The following is a 9,081-nucleotide window of genomic DNA, read 5'->3' as shown; positions in this document are numbered from 1 at the left end:
TCGCAGCCAGGTGACCCAGTGCTGAGACCCACCCGGGTGCCTGCCCTGCGGAGGTCTCGACAGGCTCGACCAGCGGCAGGCCAGCAGGTGCATCGCTGCGGTGGTCTCGACGGGCTCGACCGGCGGGCCACCACGGTGGCTGAGGTGCGAGGCGCCCCCGGCGCCGAGCCTCGAAGCCAGGTGACCCGGTGCTGGGACCTACCCCGGGTGCCTTCCCTGCGGGGGCTTCGAGGCTCGGCCGTGAACGGCCTCGCACCTCAGCCACCAACGGTCATGGCTGCGCCGATCTAGGCTGACGCCGTGGACCTCGACGCGTACGTGCTTGCGCACGCGTACGAGTGGCAGCGGCTGGAGCAGCTGGTCCACAAGGGGAGGCTGAGCGGGCCGGAGAGCGATGAGCTCGTGGACCTCTACCAGCAGGTGGCCACCCACCTGTCGGTCGTGCGTACGTCGGCGCCGGACCCGTCGCTGGTGGCCCACCTCTCGAGCCTGCTGGCCAAGGCGCGCAACAAGGCGGTCGGGACCCGGGTGAGCTCGTGGCGAGGGTTCGCGTCGTTCTTCACCGAGCGCTTCCCGGCCGCGCTCTACCGACTGCGCTGGTGGTGGCTCGGCACCATGGCCGGCAGCATCGCGGTGACCGGGATCATGATGGTCTGGCTGCTCGGCCACCCCAACGTCGAGCAGAGCCTGCTCAGCCCCGACGAGATCGACCAGCTGGTCAACCACGACTTCGAGGACTACTACTCGACGTACGCCGCGAGCCACTTCGCGCTGCAGGTCTGGATCAACAACGCGTGGGTCGCGGCGCTGTGCATCGCGTTCGGGATCCTCGGCTTCCCGGTGATCTTCCTGCTGTTCCAGAACGTCGCGAACCTCGCCGTGATCGGCTCGATCATGCAGCGGCACGGCCACGGCCCCGAGTTCTGGGGGCTGATCCTCCCGCACGGGCTGCTCGAGCTGACCGCGGTGTTCGTCGCGGGCGGTGTCGGACTGCGGCTGTTCTGGTCGTGGGTCGAACCAGGGCAGCTGACCCGCACCCAGTCGATCGCCCGCGAGGGCCGGACCGCGGGCACGGTGAGCCTCGGCCTGGTCTGCGTGCTCCTGGTCAGCGGCGTCATCGAGGCGTTCGTGACGCCGTCCGGGCTGCCGACCTCGGCGAGGGTGGGCATCGGGGTCACCGCCGAGCTGGCCTTCTTCGGCTACGTCTTCGTCCTCGGCCGGCAGGCCCACCACCGCGGAGCAACCGGAGACATCGACAGCCGCTACCTCGAGGACCGGGTCGCGACCCAGGCGTAGCGATTTCCGCGGCGTTTGGGCCAAAGTGCCGCGCCGGACGCCCGGAGCGCCGAAAATGCTTCCGTGACGTTGTCGGCCACGGTCGACGTGTCCGACTCGCTGGACGAGGCACGGACCCGGCTCCTGAAGACAGCCCGGGCCCTGAACGGGGCGTGGGCCGCTGCATGGTGCTCGATGGTCCTCCTGGTGCTGGCCAGCCTCGCGCTGCTGGCGGTCGCGGTCACCGTGCGGCCGGTCTACGTCGTCATCTGGTCGGTGCTGCTCACCGCGACGGGCTACAACCTCACCCGGTTCTGGCCGCGCCGGCACGCGCCGACGGGCCAGCTGCTGAGCCGGCCCGAGGTGGCCGAGCTCCGCGCGGCCATCGACCCCGAGGGGCTGGTGAGCTGGCCCGAGGTGGTCCGGCTGGTCCCGCGGGTCGAGCTCGAGCTCGCCGAGGGTGAGCTGGTCCTCGGGATGCCCTTGCTGGCCTGCCTGGACACCGCCGAGCTCCGTGAGCTCCTGCTGGTGGGTGCCATGCAGGCCTCGGTCGAGGACGAGCGCACGGTGCGCTGGGCGCTGCGGGTCGCCCACGGCGACATCGGCCGCCCGCTGGTCTCCCGACGCGAGCACCTGACGTGGTGGACCCTGCGGCTGACCGACAGCCTGCGCCGCCGCGCCGCCCAGCTCGACGCCGACCTCGGCAACTGGGCCGGCGCCTGCGAGCGGGCGGCGGTCCGCTCCTCACGCCAGACGGCCGCGGTGATCGAGGCCCGCGACCAGGTGGCCGACGCCTGGGCGCTGCTGCGCAGCGAGTGGCTGCAGCCGGCGTTCGCGTGCGGGCGACGGCACGCGGCCCCCTTCACCGGGCTCCGTCACTTCGTCGAGGGCGCGGACGCCGCGGGCTGGCTGAAGCACGCGCGGCCGATGTGGCCCGCCACCGGAGCGATCGCGACGATCGTCAGCGAGCACGAGACCGCGGTGGCCCTGGAGCTCGACGAGCGCGGCGAGAGCCTCAAGCCGATCACGTGGGAGCACCACCCGCAGGAGGTGGCGGTCCCGCACTGGCGGGTGCTGGTGACCGAGGCGCTCGACGAGGCCCGGCGCGTCATGTACGACTCCGCGGTGACCGTGGAGTCGGTGCTGCTGCTCATGGAGTCCGGCGAGGGTCGAACCGAGGCCGCGGCCACCCGCACGCTCACCGCCGCGGTCGCCATCGCCGCCATCGACTCAGGGCAGTTCCAGCCCTACTGGGCCTGGCCCGAGGGCACCGCCCTCGAGGCCGATGACGGCTGGCAGCTGCCTCTCGACGCGATCGTGTCCGAGGTGCTGGGCATGGTCCGCGACGACGGGCGGGACAAGGCCTACGCCGAGCTGCGCGAGGCCCTCGAGGAGCTCGGCATCGACGTGCACGAGCCGCTCTGGCTCGACCACGACGCCGGGGTCCGGCCCGAGCGGCCGGTCGGGTCGTTCGCGGCCCGGCAGGGGCTGGCCGCGCGCGTGGTGGTGGTCACCGACCGGGCGCTGCACGTGTTCCGCGACGACCGGGGCCGGCTCGTGGGGAACCCCGACCGGCCGGCCGCGCCCCGCGACGCCTCGATCGAGCTGCGCCGGCGGATGCTGGCGGTCTGGCAGGGCGACACCACCGAGCAGGTGGTCACGCTGGCCGCGGACGACGTCCGCCGCGCCCGGCTCGGGCCCGCGGTCGGTGGGCTGTGGTGGCGGCTCACCCTCACCTGCGCGGACGGCACGCTCGTGCTGCGGGGCCACGGCGACGGCCTCGAGGAGGAGGCCGAGGTCAAGGAGTGGCTCGGCGACCGGGTCGAGACGGTCTGGATGCACTCGGCGCCCGGCGTACGCCGCGCCCGCAACGCGGTCGGGCTCGGCGGCATGACCATCGGCAGCTTCGCACTGCTGTGGGGCGTCCTCCTCACCATCAGCCACCCGGACGGCATGCCGCCGGCGCTGCCCTCGGTGCTCGCGCTGAGCGGCTTCGGCGCGCTGCTGGTCGCCCTGGTGCCCGACTGGGCGCTGCAGCTGACCCGCTGGACCAGGCGGCTCCGGACCGGCTGAGCCGATCTCGGAGCCGTCCCTCAGAGCAGCCCCTTGGCCTTGAGCGCGAGGTAGTGGTCGGCCAGCGCCGGCGGCAGCCGCTCGGCGTCGGCGTCGACGATGTCGAGCCCCACCGCGCGCAGCAGCTCGGCGGTGCGCCGGCGCCGGACCATGGCCTGCTCGGCCGCCGCGGCGTCGTAGACCTCGTCGATGGTGCCCCTGGTGGCGGCCAGCCGCTCCAGCTCGGGGTCTCGCACAGAGGCCAGCACGACCCGGTGGTGGCGGGTCAGCGACGGCAGCACCGGGAGCAGTCCCTCCTCGACCGCGGACGGCTCGAGCGGCGTCAGCAGCACGACGAGCGCGCGCTGCCGGCCGAACTCGGTCACCGCCCCGGCCAGCGCCGACCAGTCGGCCTCGGCGATGACCGGCTCGAGGTCGGCCATCGTGTCCTGGAGGTGGGCCGCCACGTCGCGGGCTCCGGCCGAGCGCAGCCGCGCCCGGACCCGGCGGTCCCCGGCCACGAAGTCGACCCGGTCGCCCGCCCGCGCCGCCAGCGCGGCCAGCAGCAGGGCGGCGTCCATCGCCGAGTCGAGCCGGGGGACGTCCTCGACCCGGCCGGCCGACGTGCGGGAGGTGTCCAGGACCAGCACGACGCGGCGGTCCCGCTCGGGCTGCCAGGTCCGGACGACGACGTTGCGGTTGCGGGCGCTGGCCCGCCAGTCGATCGAGCGGACGTCGTCGCCGTGGACGTACTCGCGCAGGGAGTCGAACTCGGTGCCCTGGCCACGGACCCTGATCGCGGCGCGTCCGTCGAGCTCGCGGAGCCGCGTCAGCCGGCTGGGCAGGTGCTTGCGGGACTCGAACGGCGGCAGCGACCGGATGGTCCCCGGCACCGCGAGCGTCTTCTGGCGGGCGGCCAGGCCGAGCGGGCCGCGCAGCCGGGCGGTGACGCCCAGTGCCCGCAGGTCGCCGCGGCGGCTCGGCCGCAGGGCGGTCCGCAGCAGCACCCGGTCACCCGGTGCGAGCGCGATCCGGTGCCGGTTGCCGGCCGCACCCGCGGTGGGCTGCCAGGCGTCGCGGACGACCCCGTGCAGGCGCCGGCGGCCGACGTTCTCGACCAGCAGCACCGACTCTGCGTCGTACCCCATCCGGACCGTGCCGACCGGCCGGCGGTGCACGGCGAGGTCCTTGACCGAGGGCGCCAGGACGAGGTCCGCGACCAGCAGCAGCAGCACGACGAGCAGCCACAGCCACACCGTGCTCCCCTCGGGCCGAAGCACGACCGGCACCACTCCGAGGAGGAGCAGCAGTGGGAGCCGGCCGGTGACGCTCATGACAGCGTGGACGTGGTCAGCGGGGGACCGGGACCGAGCCGAGCGAGGAGGCCAGCACCTCGGCCACGTCGACGCCCTCGAGCTCGGCCTCGGGGCGCAGGCCGAGCCGGTGGACGAGGCTGGCGTGGGCCAGCGCCTTGACGTCGTCCGGGGTGACGAAGTCCCGGCCGGTGAGCCAGGCCCAGGCCCGTGCCGAGTGGAGCAGCGCGGTGGCCCCGCGGGGGCTCACGCCGAGGCTGAGCGAGGGGGACTGGCGGGTGGCGCGGGCGATGTCGACGATGTAGCCGACGACCTCGCTGCTGATCTGCACGGTGTTGACCGCGGCGCGCCCTGCGGCGATGTCGGCCGGACCCGCGACCGGGGTCACCCCGGCGGCCTGAACGTCGCGCGGGTCGAAGCCGGCGGCGTGCCGGCGCAGGATCTCCAGCTCCTGGTCGCGTTCGGGGATCGGCAGCACGACTTTGAGCAGGAACCGGTCCAGCTGCGCCTCCGGCAGCGGGTAGGTGCCTTCGTACTCGATGGGGTTCTGGGTGGCTGCCACCAGGAACGGCGTGGGCAGCTTGCGTGAGACACCGTCGACCGAGACCTGACCCTCCTCCATCGCCTCGAGCAGCGCGGACTGGGTCTTGGGCGGAGTCCGGTTGATCTCGTCGGCCAGCAGCAGGTTGGTGAACACTGGGCCCTCGCGGAAGGTCAGCTCCGCGGCCTGGCGGTTGTCGATCACCATCGAGCCGGTGATGTCCCCGGGCATCAGGTCGGGAGTGAACTGCACCCGGTGGGTGTCCACCGACAACGCCGCGGCCAGGGTGCGCACCAGCAGCGTCTTCGCGGTGCCGGGCACGCCCTCCATCAGCACGTGGCCGCCGCACAGGAGCGCCACCAGGAGCCCGGAGACCGCGGCGTCCTGCCCGACCACGGCCTTGCCCACCTCGGTCCGCACCGCGGCCAGCCGCTCGCGGGCCGATCCGGGGGAGTTCTCGGTCATGTACGGCGTACCTCTCTGTCGAGCTCTGCCAGCTGCCTGGCCAGGGTGATCAGGTCGCGGTCGGTGGACGGTACGACGCCCGAGGGCCCCAGCACCGCCATGATGTCCTGCTCGGCCCGGCCAGTGCGGCGCGCGACCTCGCGGGCCAGCACGTCCGGCGGCGTCGTGGACCCGAGCCGGAGCCGCTCTGCCAGCCGGGCGCGCGCGGCGCGGCGCAGCGACTCTGCCGCGTGGTCGCGGTCCGCGGAGCGCCGGTACAGCCGGCCGAGGCTCCGGGTTGTCTCCACGGCGCGCACGACCACCGGGAGCGGCTCCACCGCGAGCGGACCGAGCCGGCGGGCGCGCCACACGATGACCGCGACCAGGGCGACCGCCACGAGCCAGAGCCCGGGCTGGATCCAGTCGGGCAGCAGGCTGGTGAGGCTCACGCCGTCATCACCGGTCAGGTCGTCGATGGACGGGACGTACCAGACCAGCCGCCGGTCCTGGCCCAGCAGTCTCAGCGCGACCGCCGCGTTGTCGGCACGCAGGATCTGGTCGTTGGTGAGCGCCTGGTCTGCGCCGAAGAGCAGGAGGCGGTCCGCGGGGCTGCTCACGACGGCGCCTGCCCGGCCGGTGTAGCAGTCGCCGTGCGGATAGACGTTGGTCGAGTCGACCTCCAGGGTGAGGCCGTCGAAGCGCGGGTCGTCACAGCCGGCGTCCCGGCCGTGGCCGAGGGGGATCGTGGTCCCGCCGCCGGTGGCGCCGAAGGCGTCGGCCACGCCCGGCCCAGCGCCGGCGACGATCACCGAGTCCGCTGTCAGCGTGTGGTCGTAGAGCCGCTCGATGGTGCTGGTGCCCAGGAGCTGGGGCTGCACCACCAGCACCGAGGTCTGGTCGTCGACGTCGAGCTCCTCGAGCTCGGCCGCGCTCCGAGCCACCTCGATGTCGACGCCCTCCTCGTCGAGGACCCGCGCCAGGGCCCGGGTCCCGGTGGGACCCGGGTTGTCGGGGTCCATCGGCGTCGCCGTCTCGGTGCCGACGCCGAGCACGATCGCCAGGCCGACCGCGAAGAGCAGCGCCAGGCCGGCGAGCAGGGTGGACCGGTGCCGGCGTAGGAACCCCTCCGGTGCGGTGGCGGGCGCGGCGGGAGGAGCGGCCGTGGCGGTCATCGGCGGGCCACCAGGCCCTCGTCGAGGGCGAGCACCGCTGCCGCCTGCTCGCGGGTCGCCGGGTGGTGGCCGTAGAGCACCTCGTCGAACACGCGCGCGCTCCGGTGCACCTCGTCGGCCATGGCGGCGTACTCACGGGCCAGGGCGTCCGCGACCTCGTGCGCCGTGGCGCCGGGCGCGTCGACCAGCCGGCCACGCTCCACCTGGCGGACCGCGATCGCCCGGAACCCCTCGACCACGGCCTCCTCGAAGCGGTCCGCCGCGAGCGCCGCGTCGGCGCGGGCCCGGAGCTCGTCGGCGCTCACCACCTCGTCGGTGAGGACCGACTGCCGCTGCTCCTGGTCCTGCGCGGTGCGCCGGGCGCGGGAGACCAGCCAGACCAGCGCCGCCACCAGGGCGACGAGGATGACCATGGCCATGAAGGTCGAGAGCGGGGGCGCGTTGGACGCGCGCTCGAGTCCGCCGCCCACCTTGCGCGAGAGCCAGCGCACGATCTCCTGCAGGACGTTCTGGTCGTGGTACTCCGGGTGCAGCAGCTCGCGGCGCAGCTTGGACCGCGCCTCGGAGGCCGACGGGTCCAGCGGGGGGTCCGGGAGCCGGGCCAGGAGCGTCACGACGCCGTGATCCCGGCCTGCTGCATCAGCTCGACGTCGTAGGCCTCCTTGCGCATCCGCTGGTCGAGGTACTGCAGCGAGGTGACCGCGGAGGTGAACGGCGTGACGAACGCCGCTGAGACGACCTGGCTGAGGGCCTGGGTCACCACGATCACCAGCACCGCGTAGCGCGATCCCACGGCCACCGCAACGACCTGCCCGATGAGCCCGATCGGGATGCCGATGAAGTTGCTGGCGATGCCGACCACGATCAGCGTCAGCAGCGCGATGCCGAAGGTGCGCCAGAACTGCCTGCGGGTCAGCGCCCAGCCCCGGGCGAGGGCGCCGAACACCCCGACCGGCTCGAGCATCAGCGCCGGCACCGGCAGGTAGTAGACACGGACCCAGAAGAACAGCATCAGGCAGATGAAGGCCGGGGCGCTGACCAGCCCCCACACGACGATGGCCATCGCGCTGGAGTCGCTGGCCACCACGACGAGCACCCACAGCAGCGCGTAGATGCCGATCAGGAGCAGAGTCGCGAGGCCGAGCAGGAACGCCATGCCGATCAGCCGCCACCGCTTGCCATGGGTGGCGGCCCAGGCCTCCCCGAGCGTCAGCCGGCGCCCCACGGCGGCGGCCGCCGCCACGTGGGAGATCATCCCGGTCACCAGGATCGTGCCGAAGCCGAGGAGCAGGCTGGCCACCCCGAGCGAACCGAGTGAGCCGATCAGCCCGATGGTGTCGGGGTTGCCCTCTGTTCCCGTCGCGTCCAGCGAGAGGTCGAGGGTGAGGCTGAGCAGTGCGGTCACGACGACGGGCACCAGCCAGGCCACGGCAGCGACCAGGACCGCCGACCCGACCGTCGCCTTGGGGTTGAACCGGATGATGCGGAACGCCGCGTCGTACATGTCACCGAGGGCGAGCGGACGAAGCGGCATCGCACCCGGCCGGTGCGCGGCGCCGAGCATCCCGGGCGCGGGCCGGAACGGTTGCTGGTAGGCCGGCGGCGGTGCCGGCCAGCCGGGCGCAGCCGCCTGGTGACCGGTGTAGGACGGCGGGGGAGGTGGCGGCGGCTGCCAACCGGGCGGAGGCGGCTGGGGGGGCACGCCAGTCCCCGGGTCCGACATGCCGCAATCCTGTCAGGTGTCCAGCATCACCGCGGGGATACGGCGAGCCACCGTGGTGGCCCCGCTGGTCGAGCTTGTCGAGAACTCCGCAAGGAAGGCATCCGGGTGGGTCCCAGCCCCGGGGTCGCCTGGCTTCGAGGCTCGGCGCTGGGGCGCCTCGCACCTCAGCCACCATGGTGGCCCCCGCCGGTCGAGCCTGTCGAGACCTCCGCAGCGAAGGCACCTGGGTGGGTCCCAGCCCCGGGTCGCCTGGCTTCGAGGCTCGGCGCTGGGGCGCCTCGCACCTCAGCCACCGGAGCGCTACCCGCTCGGATTTGTGGGTCGTCCGGGTCTCTGACAAGATAGTCCGGTTGCTCTGGCGGGTTGCCGGGGTGCATCGCATTGCTTGACTCCTCAATCGCGTCTCCTGTGATCGATGAGTGCCGGCATGCGTCCGCACCGAACCAGGAGGCCCGATCAGCCCGGACATTGCGCCGGACGCCACCACAACAGACACACGGATCCCGGTTCGTGGCGCACGAAGCCTGTGCGACACGCCCGACCGCGGGGGTCGGTGCTGGA

7 protein-coding genes are annotated in these 9,081 nt (G+C 73.5%); 2 read left to right on the top strand and 5 right to left on the bottom strand.

Annotated elements, in window-relative coordinates:
- Positions 1–300: 300 nt before the first annotated feature.
- Together VFV89_RS23930 and VFV89_RS23925 are read left to right on the top strand one after the other, a co-directional pair.
- Positions 301–1,296, top strand: a complete 996-nt coding sequence (locus VFV89_RS23930) for a stage II sporulation protein M (protein ID WP_329708501.1) — start codon at positions 301–303, stop codon at positions 1,294–1,296.
- 63 nt (positions 1,297–1,359) lie between these two features.
- Positions 1,360–3,348 carry a hypothetical protein gene (locus VFV89_RS23925; protein ID WP_329708500.1) on the top strand — a complete coding sequence of 663 codons (1,989 nt, stop codon included), beginning with the start codon at positions 1,360–1,362 and terminating at the stop codon, positions 3,346–3,348.
- Positions 3,349–3,368: 20 nt separating this feature from the next.
- On the opposite strand, the gene VFV89_RS23920 is transcribed toward VFV89_RS23925, so the two are convergent.
- The 5 genes from VFV89_RS23920 to VFV89_RS23900 are packed head-to-tail and all read right to left on the bottom strand — an operon-like array spanning position 3,369 to position 8,520.
- The gene (locus VFV89_RS23920; RefSeq protein ID WP_329708499.1) at positions 3,369–4,661 is read right to left on the bottom strand and encodes a DUF58 domain-containing protein; all 1,293 of its coding nucleotides are present in this window, start codon (positions 4,659–4,661) and stop codon (positions 3,369–3,371) included.
- A gap of 16 nt (positions 4,662–4,677) precedes the next feature.
- Entirely contained in the window at positions 4,678–5,646 is a 969-nt protein-coding gene (locus VFV89_RS23915) for a MoxR family ATPase (protein WP_329708498.1), read from the bottom strand.
- The gene (locus tag VFV89_RS23910) at positions 5,643–6,797 is read right to left on the bottom strand and encodes a DUF4350 domain-containing protein (protein WP_329708497.1); all 1,155 of its coding nucleotides are present in this window, start codon (positions 6,795–6,797) and stop codon (positions 5,643–5,645) included. The genes VFV89_RS23915 and VFV89_RS23910 overlap by 4 nt, the downstream gene beginning before the upstream one ends.
- Positions 6,794–7,411 carry a DUF4129 domain-containing protein gene (locus VFV89_RS23905; protein WP_329708496.1) on the bottom strand — a complete coding sequence of 206 codons (618 nt, stop codon included), beginning with the start codon at positions 7,409–7,411 and terminating at the stop codon, positions 6,794–6,796. Before VFV89_RS23905 ends, VFV89_RS23910 begins: the two co-directional genes overlap by 4 nt.
- Complete coding sequence (locus VFV89_RS23900) at positions 7,408–8,520, bottom strand: hypothetical protein (protein ID WP_329708495.1); 1,113 nt, start codon at positions 8,518–8,520, stop codon at positions 7,408–7,410. Before VFV89_RS23900 ends, VFV89_RS23905 begins: the two co-directional genes overlap by 4 nt.
- Positions 8,521–9,081: the final 561 nt, after the last annotated feature.

This window comes from Nocardioides sp. (assembly GCF_036274455.1).
In the GTDB taxonomy this organism is placed as follows: domain Bacteria; phylum Actinomycetota; class Actinomycetes; order Propionibacteriales; family Nocardioidaceae; genus Nocardioides.
The sequence above is the reverse complement of the archived record's forward strand: the minus strand, read 5'-3'. Positions and strand labels throughout refer to the sequence as shown.

Coding starts and splice junctions, on each gene's coding strand:
- VFV89_RS23915 (WP_329708498.1), bottom strand. CDS start 5,646: ATGACCGAGAACTCCCCCGGATCGGCCCGCGAGCGGCTGGCCGCGGTG.
- VFV89_RS23920 (WP_329708499.1), bottom strand. CDS start 4,661: ATGAGCGTCACCGGCCGGCTCCCACTGCTGCTCCTCCTCGGAGTGGTG.
- VFV89_RS23910 (WP_329708497.1), bottom strand. CDS start 6,797: ATGACCGCCACGGCCGCTCCTCCCGCCGCGCCCGCCACCGCACCGGAG.
- VFV89_RS23900 (WP_329708495.1), bottom strand. CDS start 8,520: ATGTCGGACCCGGGGACTGGCGTGCCCCCCCAGCCGCCTCCGCCCGGT.